Source organism: Pseudomonas sp. AM4(2022), from assembly GCF_036346515.1.
GTDB lineage: Bacteria > Pseudomonadota > Gammaproteobacteria > Pseudomonadales > Pseudomonadaceae > Aquipseudomonas > Aquipseudomonas paracarnis.
In genome coordinates this window covers 214054-232279 of record NZ_JAOTNW010000001.1, presented here as the reverse complement: position 1 = coordinate 232279, position 18226 = coordinate 214054, and the positions used below count along the sequence as shown (strand labels likewise).

At 61.5% G+C, this 18226-nt stretch carries 16 protein-coding genes; 9 read left to right on the top strand and 7 right to left on the bottom strand.

The features are described from left to right. Positions 1 to 92 precede the first annotated feature (92 nt). The 4 genes from hmgA to ODQ19_RS01000 all read left to right on the top strand — a co-directional run bounded on the left by hmgA (position 93) and on the right by ODQ19_RS01000 (position 4907). Complete coding sequence (hmgA, locus tag ODQ19_RS01015) at positions 93 to 1376, top strand: homogentisate 1,2-dioxygenase (RefSeq protein WP_330209127.1); 1284 nt, start codon at positions 93 to 95, stop codon at positions 1374 to 1376. Between the two features lie 3 nt (positions 1377 to 1379). Next, positions 1380 to 2666 carry a fumarylacetoacetase gene (fahA, locus tag ODQ19_RS01010; protein ID WP_330209126.1) on the top strand — a complete coding sequence of 429 codons (1287 nt, stop codon included), beginning with the start codon at positions 1380 to 1382 and terminating at the stop codon, positions 2664 to 2666. Positions 2667 to 2678: 12 nt separating this feature from the next. Then, positions 2679 to 3314 (top strand): maleylacetoacetate isomerase, encoded by a 636-nt coding sequence (gene maiA, locus ODQ19_RS01005; RefSeq protein ID WP_330209125.1) that lies wholly within the window; start codon positions 2679 to 2681, stop codon positions 3312 to 3314. Between the two features lie 234 nt (positions 3315 to 3548). Next, the gene (locus tag ODQ19_RS01000) at positions 3549 to 4907 is read left to right on the top strand and encodes an MFS transporter (protein ID WP_330209124.1); all 1359 of its coding nucleotides are present in this window, start codon (positions 3549 to 3551) and stop codon (positions 4905 to 4907) included. A gap of 114 nt (positions 4908 to 5021) precedes the next feature. Here ODQ19_RS01000 and ODQ19_RS00995 read toward each other — a convergent pair whose 3' ends face one another. Further along, a complete protein-coding gene (locus ODQ19_RS00995) occupies positions 5022 to 5825 on the bottom strand; it encodes a SirB1 family protein (RefSeq protein ID WP_330209123.1) in 804 nt (267 codons plus the stop codon). A 187-nt stretch (positions 5826 to 6012) separates the two neighbouring features. Between ODQ19_RS00995 and ODQ19_RS00990 the strand changes: the two genes are divergently transcribed. Then, positions 6013 to 7032 (top strand): Glu/Leu/Phe/Val dehydrogenase family protein, encoded by a 1020-nt coding sequence (locus ODQ19_RS00990; RefSeq protein ID WP_330209122.1) that lies wholly within the window; start codon positions 6013 to 6015, stop codon positions 7030 to 7032. A gap of 54 nt (positions 7033 to 7086) precedes the next feature. On the opposite strand, the gene ODQ19_RS00985 is transcribed toward ODQ19_RS00990, so the two are convergent. Then, positions 7087 to 7347: a YebG family protein gene (locus ODQ19_RS00985; RefSeq protein ID WP_003188807.1), complete on the bottom strand. Its 261-nt coding sequence runs from the start codon at positions 7345 to 7347 to the stop codon at positions 7087 to 7089. A gap of 286 nt (positions 7348 to 7633) precedes the next feature. On the opposite strand from ODQ19_RS00985, the gene ODQ19_RS00980 reads away from it, so the two are divergent. Next, the gene (locus ODQ19_RS00980; RefSeq protein ID WP_014717052.1) at positions 7634 to 8122 is read left to right on the top strand and encodes a phosphate-starvation-inducible protein PsiE; all 489 of its coding nucleotides are present in this window, start codon (positions 7634 to 7636) and stop codon (positions 8120 to 8122) included. Here ODQ19_RS00980 and ODQ19_RS00975 read toward each other — a convergent pair. The 3 genes from ODQ19_RS00975 to ODQ19_RS00965 all read right to left on the bottom strand — a co-directional run bounded on the left by ODQ19_RS00975 (position 8119) and on the right by ODQ19_RS00965 (position 11442). Continuing rightward, positions 8119 to 8436, bottom strand: coding sequence for a DUF3509 domain-containing protein (locus ODQ19_RS00975; protein ID WP_078466754.1), 318 nt, complete (start codon positions 8434 to 8436; stop codon positions 8119 to 8121). The two genes, ODQ19_RS00980 and ODQ19_RS00975, sit on opposite strands and share 4 nt — an antisense overlap. A 278-nt stretch (positions 8437 to 8714) precedes the next feature. Continuing rightward, the gene (locus ODQ19_RS00970) at positions 8715 to 10004 is read right to left on the bottom strand and encodes a serine/threonine transporter (protein ID WP_330209121.1); all 1290 of its coding nucleotides are present in this window, start codon (positions 10002 to 10004) and stop codon (positions 8715 to 8717) included. Between the two features lie 61 nt (positions 10005 to 10065). Next, positions 10066 to 11442: an L-serine ammonia-lyase gene (locus tag ODQ19_RS00965; protein WP_330209120.1), complete on the bottom strand. Its 1377-nt coding sequence runs from the start codon at positions 11440 to 11442 to the stop codon at positions 10066 to 10068. Positions 11443 to 11579: 137 nt separating this feature from the next. Between ODQ19_RS00965 and ODQ19_RS00960 the strand changes: the two genes are divergently transcribed. Both ODQ19_RS00960 and ODQ19_RS00955 read left to right on the top strand, forming a co-directional pair. Next, positions 11580 to 12527, top strand: coding sequence for a LysR substrate-binding domain-containing protein (locus ODQ19_RS00960; protein ID WP_330209119.1), 948 nt, complete (start codon positions 11580 to 11582; stop codon positions 12525 to 12527). 213 nt (positions 12528 to 12740) lie between these two features. Next, positions 12741 to 13151, top strand: coding sequence for an HPF/RaiA family ribosome-associated protein (locus ODQ19_RS00955; protein ID WP_003188815.1), 411 nt, complete (start codon positions 12741 to 12743; stop codon positions 13149 to 13151). Between the two features lie 56 nt (positions 13152 to 13207). Here ODQ19_RS00955 and ODQ19_RS00950 read toward each other — a convergent pair whose 3' ends face one another. After that, on the bottom strand, positions 13208 to 14719 hold the full coding sequence (locus ODQ19_RS00950; RefSeq protein ID WP_330209118.1) for an MFS transporter: 1512 nt from the start codon (positions 14717 to 14719) through the stop codon (positions 13208 to 13210). Between the two features lie 104 nt (positions 14720 to 14823). On the opposite strand from ODQ19_RS00950, the gene ODQ19_RS00945 reads away from it, so the two are divergent. Next, positions 14824 to 15696 carry a LysR family transcriptional regulator gene (locus ODQ19_RS00945; RefSeq protein WP_330209117.1) on the top strand — a complete coding sequence of 291 codons (873 nt, stop codon included), beginning with the start codon at positions 14824 to 14826 and terminating at the stop codon, positions 15694 to 15696. Between the two features lie 121 nt (positions 15697 to 15817). Here the strand turns inward: ODQ19_RS00945 and fecA are convergent, their stop codons facing one another. Beyond that, on the bottom strand, positions 15818 to 18154 hold the full coding sequence (gene fecA, locus ODQ19_RS00940) for a TonB-dependent Fe(3+) dicitrate receptor FecA (protein ID WP_330209116.1): 2337 nt from the start codon (positions 18152 to 18154) through the stop codon (positions 15818 to 15820). Positions 18155 to 18226: the final 72 nt, after the last annotated feature.

Sequence of the window (18226 nt, the reverse complement as noted above, 5' to 3'; positions counted from 1 at the left end):
GGCGTCTTTATAGCTTGACGGTCAACAGTGATCAAATTACGTTATGCGTAACTGGATTACGATAAATACAACTGACCCTCAGAGGACGATCCATGAACCTCGAATACCTGTCGGGCTTCGGCAATGAATTCGCCAGCGAAGCCTTGCCCGGCGCGCTGCCGGTTGGCCAGAACTCGCCGCAGAAAGCCCCTTACGGCCTCTACACCGAACTGTTTTCCGGCACCGCCTTCACCATGGCCCGCAGCGAAGCCCGTCGCACCTGGCTGTACCGCATCCAGCCTTCGGCCAACCACCCGGCGTTCGTCAAGCTTGCGCGGCAATTGGCCGGTGGCCCGTTGGGCGCGGTGACGCCCAATCGCTTGCGTTGGAACCCGTTGGATATCCCGAGTGAGCCGACGGACTTTATCGACGGCCTGGTGGGCATGGTCGCCAATGCGGGGGCGGAAAAACCAGCGGGCATCAGCATCTATAACTACCGCGCCAACCGCTCCATGGAGCGCGTGTTCTTCAATGCCGACGGCGAACTGCTGGTCGTCCCCGAGCAGGGCCGCCTGCGCATCGCCACCGAACTGGGCGTGCTGGATGTCGAGCCGCTGGAAATTGTCGTGCTGCCTCGTGGCCTCAAGTTCCGTATCGAACTGCTGGACACGCAAGCCCGCGGTTACGTCGCCGAGAACCACGGCGCTCCGCTGCGCCTGCCTGACCTGGGGCCGATTGGCAGCAACGGCCTGGCCAACCCCCGCGACTTTCTTACGCCGGTTGCCCACTACGAAGACCTCAAGCAACCGACCACGCTGGTACAGAAATTCCTCGGTGAACTGTGGGGCTGCGAGCTGGACCATTCACCGCTCAACGTGGTCGCCTGGCACGGCAACAATGTGCCGTACAAATACGACCTGCGTCGCTTCAACACCATTGGCACGGTGAGTTTCGATCATCCGGACCCGTCGATCTTCACCGTGCTGACCTCGCCCACCAGCGTGCATGGCCTGGCTAACCTCGACTTCGTGATCTTTCCGCCACGCTGGATGGTGGCCGAGAACACCTTCCGTCCGCCATGGTTCCATCGCAACCTGATGAACGAATACATGGGCCTGATCCAGGGCGCCTACGATGCCAAGGCCGAAGGCTTCCTGCCCGGCGGCGCGTCGCTGCACAGCTGCATGAGCGCCCATGGCCCGGATGGCGAGACCTGCACCAAGGCCATCAATGCGGACCTGGCGGCGCACAAGATCGATAACACCATGGCGTTCATGTTCGAGACCAGCCAAGTGCTGCGCCCGACCCAGTTCGCCCTGGAGTGCCCACAACTGCAACCTGCGTATGACGCGTGCTGGGCCGCGCTGCCCGCCACCTTCAACCCGAACCGGAGATAACCCATGACTCAACCAACCCAGACCCGCAGTTGGGTATCCTCGGCCAACGGCCACGCCGATTTCCCCCTGCAGAACTTGCCCCTGGGCGTGTTCAGCATCAACGGCTCGGCACCGCGCAGTGGCGTGGCGATTGGCGATGCGATTCTCGACCTGCATGCCGCACTGGACGCGTTTGAGGGCGAAGCCCGACGCGCCGTCGAAGCTACTGCGGGCGGGCAGTTGAACGCGTTCTTCGAACTGGGCCGTGGCCCTCGCGTTGCCCTGCGCGAGCGCCTGCTGGAACTGCTGGCCGAAGGCAGCGAGCTGCAAAACCGCGAAGCGCACGTGCTGCACCGTGCCGCCGATTGCCAGATGCACCTGCCGGCCAAGATCAATGACTACACCGACTTCTACGTCGGCATCGAGCACGCGCAAAACGTCGGCAAATTGTTCCGCCCCGATAACCCGCTGTTGCCGAACTACAAGTACGTGCCGATTGGTTACCACGGCCGTGCTTCGACCATTCGTCCCTCGGGTACAGAGGTGCGACGCCCTAAAGGCCAGACCCTGCCGGCCGGCCAGTCCGAGCCGACCTTTGGCCCATGCGCGCGCCTGGACTATGAGTTGGAGCTGGGCATCTGGATCGGCCAGGGCAATGCCATGGGCGATGCGATTGCCATTGGTGATGCCGCCGAGCATATCGCCGGTTTCTGCCTGCTCAACGACTGGTCGGCGCGGGATATCCAGGCCTGGGAGTACCAGCCGCTGGGGCCGTTCTTGTCGAAAAGCTTTATCACCAGCATCTCGCCGTGGGTGGTGACTGCCGAAGCCTTGGAGCCTTTCCGCAAAGCCCAGCCGCCGCGCCCTGAAGGTGATCCGCAACCGCTGCCATACCTGCTGGATAAGCGCGATCAGAACGCGGGCGCCTTTGATATCGAACTGGAAGTGCTGCTCACCACGGCCTCGATGCGCGAGCAAAACCTGCCCGCCCATCGCCTGACCTTGAGCAACACCGAACATATGTACTGGACCGTGGCACAAATGGTGGCGCACCACAGCGTCAATGGTTGCCAGTTGCAGGCCGGTGACCTGTTTGGTTCGGGCACGTTGTCTGGCCCGCAGCCGGGGCAGTTCGGCAGCCTGCTGGAAATTACCGAAGGCGGTAAGAAGCCGATTGAATTGCCCAGCGGCGAGGTACGTAAATTCCTCGAGGACGGCGACGAAATCATCCTGCGTGCCCGTTGCAACCGTGAAGGCTTTGCCTCCATCGGTTTCGGCGAATGCCGCGGTACCGTGGTCGCGGCGCGTTAAGAGGGCTGGGCAATGGAACTCTATACCTACTACCGTTCTACCGCGTCGTATCGGGTACGTATTGCCCTGGCACTCAAGGGCCTGGATTTCACCGCGCTGCCGGTCAACCTGCTGGTGCCGGCAGGCGGCGCCAACCACCAGCCGGAATACCTGGCGATCAACCCGCAAGGGCGCGTTCCGGCCTTGCGTACCGATGAGGGGGCGTTGCTGATTCAGTCACAGGCGATCATCGAGTACCTGGAAGAGCGTTATCCACAGGTGCCGCTGCTCTCCAAGGATTTGGTCGCCAGGGCTCATGAGCGGGCGGTGGCGTCGATCATCGCCTGTGATATCCACCCGTTGCATAACTCCAGCACCCAGAACTTGCTGCGCAAGTGGGGGCACGATGAGGCGCAATTGCTGGAGTGGATAGGGCACTGGATCAGCCAGGGCCTGGGCGCGGTGGAGCAGTTGATTGGCGACACTGGGTTTTGCTTTGGCGAGCAGCCGGGCTTGGCCGATGCGTTTTTGATCCCGCAGTTGTACGCGGCCGAGCGTTTCAAGGTGCCCTTGGCGGCGTACCCACGCATTGGGCGGGTGGCGGCACTGGCGGCCCAACATCCGGCCTTCGTGCAGGCCCACCCCGCCAGTCAGCCTGACACACCCTAGGACCCCTGTGGGAGGGGGGAAGCCCCAATGCCGCTCAGTTAAGCGAGCGCAATGCTCACAGCCACGAAGATCAAATGTGGGAGCTGGCTTGCCTGCGAAAGCGTTAGTGCAGTGGCAGATGCGGTGACTGACACACCGCTCCCACAGGGGATTCGCGCTTAACTGACCGGCATTGGGGTAAACCCCTCCTACATTTGATCGTGCCAACCTAATAAAAAATAAAGGTACCTTGCGATGCACAATCAGATTGCCAGCTTTCGCGCGGCACTCGACGCCCGCCCGGTGTCGCGCTACCAATGGTTGATTCTCCTGCTGCTGGCACTTCTACTGGTCACCGATGGCTATGACGCCCAGGTGTTGGGCTATGTAGTGCCGGCATTGGCTCAGGATTGGGGTCTGGAAAAAGCTGCATTCGGCCCCGTGTTCAGTGCCAACCTGCTGGGCCTCACCCTCGGCTCGCTGTTGGTGACGCCGCTGGCGGATCGGTTTGGCGTGCGACGTATCCTGCTGGCATGCGTGCTGATCTACGCCAGCCTCACGGTATTGATGGTGTTCGCCAATTCCCTGACCACGTTGATGGCGGCGCGGTTTATCTGCGGCATTGGCATGGGCGGCGCGATGCCCAGTGCAATGGCGTTGATGTCGGAGTATTCGCCGCCACGCCTACGCACCTTGATGGTGACCCTGGCCGCGTGCGGTTTTTCGTTCGGCGGCGCGGCGGGTGGCTTCGTAGCGGCGGGGTTTATCGACAGCTTTGGCTGGCAAGCGGTGTTCCTGGCCGGCGGCGTGACGCCATTGCTGCTGTTCCCGTTCCTGGTATGGCTGTTGCCCGAATCCCTGCCGCGGTTGCTGCGCGATGCGCCGCCGTACCTGCGTTTGCGCAAGGTCACGGGGCGGATGCTGCCCGAGTGGCAGCCGCCGTCCGCCAGCGAAGCCGAGAACCGCCAGGAGCAGGGCAGCAAACTGACGGTGGTGGAGCTGTTTCGCAACGGCTATGCCCGCCCGACATTGCTGATCTGGGCGACTTTTTTCGTCAGCCTGATCCTGCTGTATTTCATGATCAGTTGGTTGCCGTCGCTATTGCTCGAAAGCGGCCTGGCGTTGAACGAAGCCAATCTGGTCACCTCCATGTTCCTATTCGCCGGCACCTTGGGCGCGATCCTCATGGCCTGGTTTGCCGACCGTCTGAAAAGCAAAGTGCGGTTGCTGTCCGGCGTGCTGGCGGCGGCAGCGCTGTGCACCATTCTGCTGGGCTTGAACCACGACAACCCACGCTACCTGGTGGCCTGCGTGTTCGCTGCCGGGTTCTGCATCATCGGTGGGCAACTGACCCTCAATGCCTTCGCGAGCAACTTCTACCCGGCGCACGTGCGCGCCACCGGCACGGGCTGGGCGTTGGGTGTGGGGCGATTCGGGTCGATTCTGGGGCCGCTGTTTGGCAGCCTGTTGTTGGCGATGCATATACCGGTCGAGCAGATTTTCTTCTTCTGCGCGATTCCGGCGGTGATTGCAGCGTTGCTGATTATTCAAGTGCGGGCGCCGCAGCCAACGACGCCGACAACTTCATTGCCTGGCGATATTCTCAATCGCTAACTGTAGGAGCGAGCTTGCTCGCGAAGCACGTCAACGATAACGCGGGCATCCTGGTTTAACGCGGTGCCCTTGCGTTCTTCGCGAGCAAGCTCGCTCCTACAGTTGGAGGTTGGGTCAGTGCACCACTGAGTTGGGCGGCAGATGCCCCAGCCTCTCGGTCAGGCGCAGGCGCTGGATCGGGTCGTCGCTGAGCAGCAGGGCGTGTTCCAGGTCGAAGCGTTCGGCACTCGGGCAGTCCAGGCGTTGATACAGGCTGGCCCGCGCCAGGTAGTCGGAGGCGCTGGCGTTGCCCAGTTCCAGTACGCGCTCGGCGTCCACCAGGGCGGCCAGTGGCTCGTCGTTGGCAAGGTAGAGTTGGCGCAGGTTGCGCGACAGCCGCTGCAGGATCGCCCGTGGCTCGGCGGTCAGCAGGTGGTCGGCCTGCAATTTCAGCTTCGGCCCGTATTGGCGCGCCAGCAACTCGCGACAGTCGTTGGGGTACAGGCGCCGACCGCCGCAAGGGTCCAACAGGTGATCGGTTCCCGGTACCCGCAGCAGGAAGTGCCCGGGGAAGTTCACGCCGACCATCGGGATATCCAGGCGCTTTGCCATCTCCAGTGCGATCAGGCCCATGGCCAAGGGTTGCCCGCGTTTGCGTTGCAGCACTTTGTCCAGCAGCGCGGCGGCGGGACGCAATGGAGTGTGGTCATCCTGGGCAAACCCCAGGTCATTCATGCGCCGCAGCAGCGGCTGGCCGAGTTCATCCGCTGGTAGCAGGGGCATGCCCAGGCTCACCTGTTGTTGTAGCGCACCAAGGTCGTGCAGGATCAACGCCGGCTGCACGCTGGCGTCATGCTCGGCAGCAATCCACAACGCGGCTTCAAACAGCGCGGGGGGTGAACGGTCCAGGCAGGCGAAAAAGGCGGTGCGGGGATTCATTGAGTTCTCCGGCGTATGCCCCCGTTTTAGCCTTGCTGCGAATTTTCGTCCAGCATCTTGAGAGATATCCCACGTTCTTATGTCGTAGATCCCACGAAAACGCGCGGCTTATTCCAGCGCAATCCAGCAGTTTTCTGGCGCAAGCCTATACTTGGCCCACTACCAGAAGTGATTCGGGAGCTCATTGATGTTTGCGCTCATGCACAGCACCCGCCTTGAATCGCTGCACCTGAGCGTTGATCCGGTGACCGGCTTGAAGGCGATCATCGCCATCCACAACAGTCGCCTGGGCCCAGCGTTGGGTGGCTGTCGTTACCTGGCTTACCCTAACGACGAAACCGCCGTGGCCGATGCCGCGCGCCTGGCACAAGGCATGAGCTACAAAGCGGCACTGGCCGGGCTGCCGGTGGGCGGCGGCACGGCGGTGATCATCCGCCCCGTGCACGTGGAAAGCCGTGCGGCGCTGTTCGAGGCGTTTGGCCGTTGTGTGGAAAAACTCGACGGCCGCTTCATCACCTCGATCGACAGCGGCACTTCGGTCGCCGACATGGACTGCATCGCCCAGAACACCCGCTTTGTCACCAGCACCACCGCCGCCGGCGACCCCGCGCCCCATGCCGCCATGGGGGTATTCGCCGGTATCCGCACCACCGCCATGGCGCGCCTGGGCAGCGACAACCTCGAGGGCTTGCGCGTGGCGGTGCAGGGCCTGGGCAACGTCGGTTACGCCTTGGCCGAGCAACTGCATGCCGCCGGTGCCGAGTTGCTGGTCAGCGACATCGACCACGGTAAGGTGCAACTGGCCATGGAACAACTGGGCGCCCACCCGATTGCCAACGATGCCTTGCTCAGCACCCCTTGCGACATTCTTGCGCCCTGCGGCCTCGGCTCCGTATTCACCCGCAACAGCGTCGGCCAGCTGCGTTGCGCCGCCGTGGCGGGTTCGGCCAGCGCACAACTGACCAACCTGGACATCGCCGACCAATTGGAAAGCCGCGGCATCCTCTACGCACCAGACTATGTGATCAATTCTGGCGGGCTGATCTACGTAGCCCTCAAACACGCCGGCACCGACCTGCCAGGCATCACCGCGCACCTGTCGAACATCGGCACGCGCCTGACCGAAATCTTCGCCCACGCCCAAGCCGAAAAACGCTCCCCCGCACGGGTGGCCGATGAGCTGGCCGAACGCCTGCTGTACAAATAGGCCAGGCATTAAAAAGGCCCTGAACCATGATTCAGGGCCTGTTCAATTCGGGCGTTACTCCGCCGCCGGGTTCAGTAGCTCGGACAATGCGTCCGGCTGGCTCTTGAACGCCTTGGCAAAGACATCGCGGTTCTTCGCCATGTAGATCCCGGCTTCTTCCACCTGCTGCTCGCTCAACGACGGCACGGCTTTTTGCAACACCTCTGCCAGCAACTCAGCGAGTTCAAGCATCTTGTCATGACGGTCAGCTTCGGCTTTATCCATGAACAAACGCTCCAGATCTCGGCTGCTGCGGTATACCACTTCGACGGCCATTCACCACCTCACATGCCTTCACGATAGTTGTCTTTTGCGACTACTGTATTTATATACAGCGAAAAGGATAAGCCAAACGTTGGGGTTTGGATAGTAGGTTTTTAATGTAGTTGGGAAATGGGGGTTTGCTACAGCGTAAACGCTCACTGTGGCAAGGGCTCAGATTTCTGTGCCTCATGCCACCGAGCCATCATCTCATGGCAGTGCTGGCCTTTTTTCTGCATGCAGAACAACCGTCACGTCCACCCCGCATTATCCGGTCCAACCGACCTAAGGAAGCATCATCGTGAAAATCAACTGGGCCGAAAGGCTGCGCCAGCAAGTCCACGGGCTGGCCGAGTCCCTGGGTAATCTGTTTGTCGAGTCGTTCCACTACCTGGCGCTGTTTGCCATCGGTGCGGTGACCGCCTGGGCGGCGGTGATGGAATTCCTGGGGATGCTGGAGAACGGGCACATCAAGATCGATGACATCTTGCTGCTGTTCATCTACCTGGAATTGGGCGCCATGGTCGGGATTTACTTCAAGACCAACCACATGCCGGTGCGCTTCCTGATCTACGTGGCGATCACAGCGCTCACGCGTTTGCTGATCTCCAACGTGTCCCATCACAACCCGCCAGACCTGGGCATCATCTACCTCTGCGGCGGCATTTTGCTGTTGGCGTTTGCGATCCTGGTAGTGCGCTACGCCTCGTCGGCCTTCCCTTCGGTGAAAGTCGAAAGCCCGCGTCGCAAGGGCGAGGCGAGCCTGGAGACCGAGAAGGGCGAGCTTTAAAGCCCCACGCTGAAGGGCAGGGTACGGGCGGGCGGGCGCTGCAGGAGTTTGTGGCTGTCGCCGTCCGTCATCAGTTCCAGGATTTGCACGGCGCTGTGGCCCTGTTCGATGGCGATGCCGAACTGGATGCTTTGCACCAGGCGCTTGAGGCGTTGCGGGTCGTTGCGTTGTTCGGCGCTGATCATGCGCTTGGCCACTACGCCGGTCTCGTCCGAGAGGGTGAGCATGATGCTGCCGTCCAGCCGTTGGATGCTCAGGTTGACGCGGTATTGGGGGCTGAACGTGTCGGTGATGATCTGAAAAGGATTGTCCATGGTGCGTTACCGCCTGATAAGAACATGCAGTCATTGACGGCCGGTGTCAGGATTAGTTCGCATTGCCTGACCACTGGCCAAATTCCGTTTTCCTCGAAAGTTCTACAGCAAGGGCCGTGCCGTACAGCGATTTACCCGGCACAGAAATCCAAATGTGGGAGCGGGCTTGCTCGCGAATACGGTGTATCAGCCAACAAATACTTGGCTGAAGGACCGCATTCGCGAGCAAGCCCGCTCCCACATTTTTTTGTGCTGCTTTTGGAGATCAGTGAGCTAATTCAGGGCATCACGGAAAAAACGATCGCAGACAGCGCAATCAGCCCGATGACCACCACAAACACATTCGATGCCTGGCCTGAATACTGGCGCAAAGATGGCACTCGGCGGATGGCGTACATTGGCATCAGGAACAGCAGGCACGCGATGATCGGCCCGCCCATGGTTTCGATCATGCCCAGGATGCTCGGGTTGAAGGTGGCCACGGCCCAGCAGGTCAGCACCATGAACAACGCGGTGCAGCGTTCCAGCCATTTCGCCGACATCGAACGGTTGCGCCCGCGCAGGGATTTGACGATCAAGCCTTGGAAGCCTTCGCTGGCACCAATGTAATGGCCCAGGAAGGATTTGGTGATCGCCACCAGTGCGATCAACGGTGCGGCGTAGGCAATCACCGGCGTCTGGAAGTGGTTGGCCAGGTACGACAGGATCGAGATGTTCTGCGCCTTGGCAGCGGCCAGGTCAGCCGGTGACAGCGCCAGCACGCAGCTGAAGCAGAAGAACATCACGGTTAGCACCATCATGCCGTGGGCGGTGGCCAGGATGCCGCTGCTTTTGCGCTCGGCCTGGGCGCCGTAGACGCGCTTCTGGTCCACGGCAAAGGCGGAGATGATCGGCGAATGGTTGAACGAGAACACCATCACCGGGATCGCTAGCCACAACGTCTTGAAAAACAGCGGCAACGGCATGCCTTCGCTGGCGGAGGCGAAGAACGCGCCATTCCAGTTAGGGATCAGGCTGACAGCCAGCAGCAACAGCGCAGCAACGAAAGGGTACACCAGCACACTCATGGCCTTGACGATCACACTCTGGCCACAACGCACGATGGCCATCAGGCCAAGGATCAGCACCAGGGACAAGATCGCCCGGGGCGGCGGCGCCATGTGCAATTGGTGCTCCATGAAACTGCCCAGGGTGTTGGTCAGCGCCACGCTGTACACCAGCAGGATCGGGAAAATCGCAAAGAAGTACAGCAGGGTGATCAGCTTGCCGGCGCCGACACCAAAGTGTTCCTCCACCACTTCGGTGATGTCGCCGGATTTGCCCGACAGCACAAAGCGCGTCAACCCACGGTGGGCGAAGAAGGTCATCGGAAATGCCAGCAATGCCAGCACGATCAGCGGCCAGAAACCGCCGACGCCGGCATTGATCGGCAGGAACAGGGTGCCCGCGCCGATGGCGGTGCCGTAGAGGCCGAGCATCCAGGTGGTGTCGTGTTTGGTCCAGCCGGTGGTTACTGTGTTTTCTCTGACATCGGGATTTTCGGCAACAGGTGTACGTACATCAGTCATCGGTATTGCCTCGTTATTATTTTTGCGCGGGCTCACGTTGGGGCGGGTAGCAGTGCTCCGATCAGCACTCCACCCAGCTGACCGCCAGGCCGCCCCGTGAAGTTTCTTTGTATTTGTCATGCATATCGGCGCCGGTATCGCGCATGGTGCGAATGACCCGGTCGAGGGAGATGAAGTGTTTGCCGTCGCCGCGCAGGGCCATCTGCGTGGCGTTGATCGCCTTGACCGCCGCAATGGCATTGCGCTCGATGCACGGCACCTGCACCAGGCCACCGACCGGGTCGCAGGTCAGGCCGAGGTTGTGTTCCAGGCCGATTTCGGCGGCGTTTTCCAGTTGCTCCGGGGTGGCGCCGAGAATATCGGCCAAGCCGGCAGCGGCCATGGCGCAGGCCGAACCTACCTCGCCCTGGCAGCCGACTTCGGCGCCGGAGATGGAGGCGTTTTTCTTGCAGAGGATGCCGACGGCGGCGGCGGCGAGGAAGAAATTGACCACATCGTCGTCAGACGCGTCCGCGTTGAACTTCATGTAGTAGTGCAGCACGGCGGGGATGATCCCGGCCGCGCCATTGGTCGGCGCGGTGACCATGCGCCCGCCGGCGGCGTTTTCTTCGTTGACGGCGAGGGCGAACAGGTTGACCCATTCCATCGCCGACAAGGTCGAGGTAATCACGTTGGGCTTGCCGATTTCCAGCAGGCTGCGGTGCAACTTCGCGGCGCGACGGGGCACATCCAGGCCGCCGGGCAGGATGCCTTCATCGCGCAGGCCCTGCTCCACGCATTCGCGCATCACCGACCAGATATGCAGCAGGCCGCTGCGGATCTCTTCGTCGCTGCGCCACGCCCGTTCATTTGCCATCATCAGCTCGGATACCCGCAGGCCGTGCTTGTTGCACAAGGCCAGCAGTTCCACGGCGCTGGAAAAGTCATAGGGCAATTGCACATCGCTGGTGGGCGCCACGCCTGATGCGGCTTCGGCGGCTTCGATAATAAAACCACCGCCCACCGAGTAATAGGTTTGTTCGCTCAGCAGGCCGCTGTCGCCATAGGCATGCAGGGACATGGCGTTGGGGTGGTAAGGCAGGCTTTCGTCCAGCAGCAACAGGTCGGTGTGCCAGTTGAAGGCAATCTCCTGTTGGCCGGCCAGCAACAGCCGGCCGGACTCGCGTAATTGCTGGATACGCCCGTTGATTGAGGTGGGGTCGACGCGGTCTGGCCATTCGCCCATCAGGCCCATGACGCAGGCGCGGTCGGTGGCATGGCCGACGCCGGTAGCGGACAGCGAGCCATACAGGCGCACTTCGACGCGACGGGTTTGGCTGAGCACATGCTGGTCGGTCAGGGCTTGGGCGAACGTCGCGGCAGCGCGCATCGGGCCGACGGTGTGGGAGCTGGAAGGGCCGATGCCCACCTTGAATAGATCGAAAACACTGATAGCCATGCTAAAGCCTTACAAGCAATGGAGTAGAAATCGCTGCCATGTTTTGTAGAGCAGGCGGAATTGGCGCGATACTGAGCCTCTGGATCGGTACTGACCAACGAATTATCCTAAGACACCCTTTAGCAGGACTAAACGCTATGACCCGCCCCCTCCACGGCCAGACCTATGTCTGGTTGCATGTGTTTTCCTGCGCTGCACGGCATCTGTCGTTCACCCGCTGCGCCGAGGAACTGCACATCACGCCGGGAGCGGTGAGCCAACAAATTCGCCAGTTGGAGGAGCGCCTGGGCTTCCGGCTGTTTCATCGGCGTGCGCGGGGGGTAGAACTCAGCGCCGAGGGGCAGCGCCTGGCGGCCGTGGTGGGTGAGGCCTACGGCAGCATTGATGCAGAGTTGCAGCGTCTGGACGCCGGGATGATCAGCGGCACCTTGCGCCTGCGTTCGATCCCCTCGTTTCTGGGCAAATGGCTGACCCCGCGTCTGCCGCGCTTTCAGCAGCGTTTTCCGGACATTCAACTGCGCATGGTCGCCGAAGACAGCAGCATCGCCCTGCATGAAGGCGACTTCGACCTGGCCATCGACCTGAACGACGGCAGCTACCCAGGGTTGTTATCCACAGCCCTGTTGGATGAACAGATATTCCCGGTGTGCGCCCCCAGCCTGTTGCGTGGCCGCCCGCCCTTGCATGGCCCGGCGGACCTGGCCCATTTCCCGCTGCTGCACGACATCACGGCCTGGCGTGGGAGTTATGAATATGCCGAATGGGAGTTTTACCTCAATGCTATCGGCTACCACGGTGCCGACGTACGACGCGGGCACACCTTCAACCGCAACCACTTGACCATCGAAGCCGCCATCGCCGGCATGGGCGTGGCGATTGCGCGGCGCACCTTGCTGAACGATGAACTGGAGCGCGGCACCTTGATCGTGCCGTTCGGCCTGGCGGTGCCCAACCATAAACGCTATGTACTGCTGTATGCGCCGGGCGCGTTGAACCATCCGGGCGTGCGTGCGGTGCATGATTGGCTGGTGGAGGAAGCGGGGGTTTTTCGCGGATTGCACCCGTTGGGAGAGGAGCAATTGTGAGTTTGGCAGGGCGTAAGAAGATGTAACTAACTCCCCACCCTAACAGCGTTTTTGCTCGTCGTCAGGGTTAATTTGTAATGTGGGATTTATCTTTGCAAAGGACTTGAATTGTTTCAGCAGGTGCTCAATTGTGTAATCAAGAGGTCATGGTTTCACCACCCCGGTGTTGCAGTTTGTGACCTCTGGCGAGCTAGCTGAAATAAGGGAAGAACTATGCAAATCCAAGTCAATAGCGATAACCATATTGAAAGCAGCATCCGACTGGAGGAGTGGGTACGTACTACCATTGAGAGCACGCTCGAACGCTACGAAGAAGACCTGACCCGTGTAGAGGTCTACCTGCGAGACGAGAACGGCGACAAGCCCGGCCCTCACGATTTGAGTTGCCGTCTGGAAGCACGGCCAAAGGGCCATCAACCAGTTTCCGTGTGCCATAAAGCCGATACGCTGGAGCAAGCGATCGATGGCGCCGCAGTCAAGCTCGACCACGCACTGGAACATCTGTTTGGCAAACTGCAAGGCAAGCCGCGCGCTGCCGGTAAAAACCAGCCAATCAACAAAGTGAATGAAGACGCGTTGGAAGAGGAATTCCTGGAAAACGAAAACGCTGCCATTAACGGCTGATTGTTTTTTCATTCCCCCACTGAAAACGGGCCTGCACATGCAGGCCCGTTTTTCGTTCAGCGCTCGCGCCGGAAGAAATGCCGGCTCAGCATCGCCAGCCCGCAGGCGCCCAACCCCGCAAACAGCATGGCCCAGCCGGCGCCGCTGCGTAGTGCTGTTTGCGCATCCAGAACGGTCAGCCCCGGCGCATCCAATTTGCCGGCGGCAATGTGCTGGCTGAGGCTTGCCCACTCCAATGCCGTGCTGTCAGGCAGCACATGGGCCAGGTTGTGGCTGATCCCCAACAACAGCACCAGGCCCATCAGCGCGATATTGAGTGCCAGGGTGATCAGCCGTGCGCTGAAGTCGATGCCCGAGGCCATGCCTGCGCGGTCATTCGAGACGGACCCGGTGGTGGTATTGGTGGTTGGCGAATTGGTCAACGCCAGTCCGATACCGGCGATCACGCAACTGAGCAGCACCAGCGCCGTGCTGGGTTGTTCGGCGTAATTAACGGCGGCCATCCCCATGAACCCTGCGCCCATTGTCCCCAGGCCCAGGGGAATGATGCGTTCGGCGCCAAAACGCAGGGCCAGGCGTTCGGCCAGCGGCGGCACCAGTAAAGTGGGCAAGGTGTAGGCGAGCAAGGCGGCGCCGGTGGTCAGCGTGTCGTAACCCAGGCCCGCCTGGAAGTACAACGGCAGGTAAATCATGAACGGCCAGAAGCTGAAGTTCATGCCGATCGAGCCCATCAACGCGCCATTGAAACGTTGGATGCGGAACACCGAGAAGTCGAACATTGGATGGGCGCTGCGCCGCTCAATCAAGATAAACAGCAGCAGCCCGAAGACCGACAGGCCGGCCCAGCCGAGCATCGCCGGGGTGCTAAAGCCGATTTCGCTGCCCTGGGTGATGAAATAAACCAGCGCAAACACCGTGAGTGTCATGGTCAGCATGCCGGCAATGTCGAGGCGGTGGCTGGCCGGGTCGCGGGACTCCTGCACGCTGACGTGCAACAACACCAAGGTAAACAGGGTCAGCGGTACAAGCACCAGGAACACCCAGCGCCAGTCCGCCACGGCCAGGATCAAGGCCCCCACCATCGGTCCGAAACCCAGGCCCACGCCAGCGATCACGCCCCATATCGCAAAGGCCCGCGCACGCGCCGCCGGTTCGCGGAACTGATGGGACAAGATCGCGAACTGGCAAATCATCATGGCCCCGGCGCCAATGCCCTGGACGAACCGCGCTGCGATCAGTGTCGGCGCATCGTTGGCCAAGCCACAGGCCAGCGAGGCCAGGGCGAACAGCCACAGACACAACACCAGCACACGCCGACGACCAAAGCGATCCGCCAAGGTCCCCGCCGCCATCAGCACGCTGGTGCAGGCCAGGGTGTAGGCATTCATGATCCATTGGGCGTCTTGAAAGCCCGTGCCCAGTTCCTGTTCCAGCGTCGGCAGGATGACCGGCACGCTCGAGATTTCCAGGCCGAACATCAGGGCCACCAGGCAGACTGCGGTGAGGGCCAGGCCGTTCCTGGCGGTGCGCGGGGGAGTGAGGGCCGAGAGTGCGGCGGCGCGGGGCATACGACATTCCTTTCGAGAGCGGGAGAAGCTATTCTCTCGGGAATAAGGTTCTTTATTGGCGACAACTTTTCCGTAAATAAGGGAATACAGGGCGACAATTAAGCATGGCTACCCCACGTTTTGATGGTGTCGAACTCTTTCTGCAGATTGTTGAAAGCGGCAACCTCACCGAAGCCGCCGAGCGCCTGAACCTCACGCGCTCGGCGGTGGGCAAGGGCCTGGCGCGCCTGGAGGCACGCCTGGGCACTTGCCTGTTACAGCGTTCTACCCGGCGCCAGCGGTTGACTGAGGATGGCCAGGCGTACTACGAGCATTGCTTGCGTGCCTTGGCGGAGCTGGAGGCGGCCGAGTCCGTGCTGGAAAGCGGCCGCCAGCAACCCCGCGGGCGTTTGCGAGTGAGCGTGCCCCTGGCGTTTGGTCATCATTATGCCGCGCCGGCGTTATGGGCCTTGCTGGATCGTTATCCGGAACTGGAAATCGATATGTGTTTTTCCGACCGCATGATCGACTTGGTGCAGGAAGGCTTCGATATGGCCGTGCGCATCGGCCCGTTGCCGGACACCGACCGCCTGAGTGCCCGCCGCCTGGGTCAGCAGGCCATGGGGCTGGCGGCGTCACCGGCGTATTTGCAGCGCAAGGGTGCTATTGACAGTATCGAAGACCTGGCCGCTCATCGTGGCATTGCCTACCGCAGCAACACCGCGCAGCGTTCTCGCCTGGCTTCGCCCTTGATCGTGGACGACCTCCAGGCGGTAGCCGATGCCGCCATCGCGGGCGTGGGCCTGGCCTGGTTGCCGAGTTGGTTGATTGCCCACTATGCGCTGCGTGGGCAGTTGCAGGCCGTGCTGCCCAGCTACCGTGAGCAACCCGCGCCGATCCATGTGATCTGGCCGACGGCGGCGCATATGCCGGCCAAGACGCGGTGTGCCATTGACGCGCTGGTGGCGGCCACCCCCAGTTGTCTGGCGGGTAGCTAGACTGAAAATCATCTTTAGGAGCGAGCTTGCTCGCGAAAAACATCAACAACAACGCGTGTTTGCTGAATGAACACGGCGCCTGTGAGTTTTTCGCGAGCAAGCTCGCTCCTACAAAATGCAGTCAGAACGCGATAGAAGTTTGCACATACACCGTGCGCGGCTCACCCACGTACTTGCCCTTGTTGTTGTCGTCGAACGAGCGGGTGTAGTACTGCTTGTTGAAGATGTTCTTCACCCCCACCGCCACATTCAAATCCGACAACTGCGGGCCGAAGTCATAGGCTGCGCGGCTGCTGAACAGCATGTAGCCGGGGATGCGGCCATTGGCGCCGTCGGCGCTTTCGGCCTGGGTGTTGGCGTTATCGGCGAACTGGCTGCTCTGGTAGCTGCTGTCGAAGTTGAGCTTCCACGGGCCTTCGGTGTAACCCACGCCGAGCGTGCCTTTGTGCTTGGAGGAGAAGGGCACGCGGTTGCCTTTGTTCGGGCCGTCTTCGCGGATGGTCGCATCCACATAGGCGTAGGTGGCGTACACATCAAACCCTGCCAGCGCCGGGCTCAGGCCGTCGAGAGCGTAGTTGATGCTCGACTCGATGCCTTGGTGGCGCGTTTCACCGCGGGCGATCACGGTGTCGTTGGTCTGGTTGCTGTCGTACTGGTTGTCGAAGTTGATCAGGAACGCACCGATTTCCGCACGCAGGTTGCCGTTGTCATAGCGCGTGCCGAGTTCCCAGGTGCGGGCTTTTTCCGGTTTCACTTCGCCGCTGTTCACGCGGTTGGGCATCTGGCTGTATTGCACGCTGCCGAACGAGCCTTCGGTGTTGGCGTACAGGTTCCAGTCGTCGGTGAGGTGGTAAAGCACATTTAGCGCCGGCAGGGCAGTGTTGTAGTCGCCCTTGTATTTGACGTTGCTCAGGTTGTTGGTCTGCTGGGACTCGATCATCTCGTAGCGAATGCCTGGGGTGATGGTCCACTTGCCGATGTCGATGCGGTCGTCGATGAAGAACGCATTGGCTTCGGTGCCGCCGCGCGTGTCGCGGTCGTTGCGGCTGTTGGTGGTGGGGATTTGCTGGTTGGCGGCAATCGGCGTGCGGTAGCGCAGTTCGTGGCCGGCTTCATTGATGTAGCGGTAGCCCACACCCACTTCATGGCTGGTGGGACCGAGGTCGAAGCCCTGGGCGAAGCGCGTCTCCAGGCCGCGTACCCAATACTCGCGTGGCGACAGCGACAGGAAACTGCCCTGGTCCAGGTAACCGCTGCGCAGGGTCTTGGTGAAGAAACTGTTGACCGTGAATTCGCGGCGGTCCTGCTCGTAGCGATAGCCCACATTGAACAGGGTGCGGCGGCCCCAGAACTTGTCGTAGGGGCGGGTGGACTGGTACGGATCAGCCTTGTAGTCCTTGACGTTCAAACCGCCCGGCATGTCGGCCTGGCCTTCGTAGTACTGCGCCATGGCGTTAAAGCTGTTGGCGTCGTCCAACTGGTATTTGCCCTTGAGGATCAGGTCGTCGATGCGCGTGTTGCTGTTTTCGCGCCAGTCGCCGCCGCGGGTGCCGGAGTACAGCAGCGCGCCACCCAAGCCATTGTCGGCGGTGCCGCCAGTCAGCAGGTTGCCGGTGGTCTTGAAGCCGTCGTGGCTGGAGGAGGGGCTGGTCTCGGTCTGCAAGCCACCCTTGACCGTCGGCGCATCCGGGATGGCACGGGTGACGAAGTTGACAATGCCGCCCACGTTTTGCGGGCCATAGCGCACCGCACCGCCGCCGCGTACCACATCCACCGCGTCCATGTTGCCCATGCTGATCGGCGCAAAGGAGAGTTGCGGCTGGCCGTAAGGCGCGAAGGGCACCGGGATGCCATCCATCAGCACGGTGGAGCGCGACGCCAGGCGCGGGTTGAGCCCGCGAATGCCGAAGTTCAGCGCCATGTCGTGGCTACCGGTGCCATTGTTATCCGGGGCGTTGACTCCGGGGATGCGGTTGAGCACATCGCGGGCCTGGGTGGCGCCCTGGCGTTCGAATTCTTCGCGGCGGATCACATCACGGGCGCCGGGGTGTTCGAACACGTTGGTTTGCGCCGCGTCACCGAGCCAGTCGCCGACCACGTTGGAGGTCTGCAGCTCCAGGGTAGCGGGTGCGCCGGCCGGTTGCAGGCTGTAGGCGTTATCACCCTCGGCCCGGGCTTGCAGGCCGGTGCCTTCCAGTAGTTTTTGCAAGCCCTCGGCAGCGCTGTAGTTGCCCGACAACCCAGGGCTTTGCATACCGGCCGTCACGGCGGAACCGAAGGACACCAGCACCCCGGCTTCGCGACCGAATTGATTCAGGGCCGCTTCCAGGGTGGTCGGCGCGATGTGGTACGCCTTGGCGTCGGCCGCCATCACCGCCGGCAGTGCGGTCAGGCTGAGGCTGGCACCGAGCAGGAGTTGGCGCAGTGTACGGGCGAGAAGCGTCGGGTGCTGGGGCATGAAGGGCGGTCCTGAGAAGGAAGGATCAAGGGGGCTTTCCTTCTCTGTCACGCCAGGTGCGGAAAACGGCTC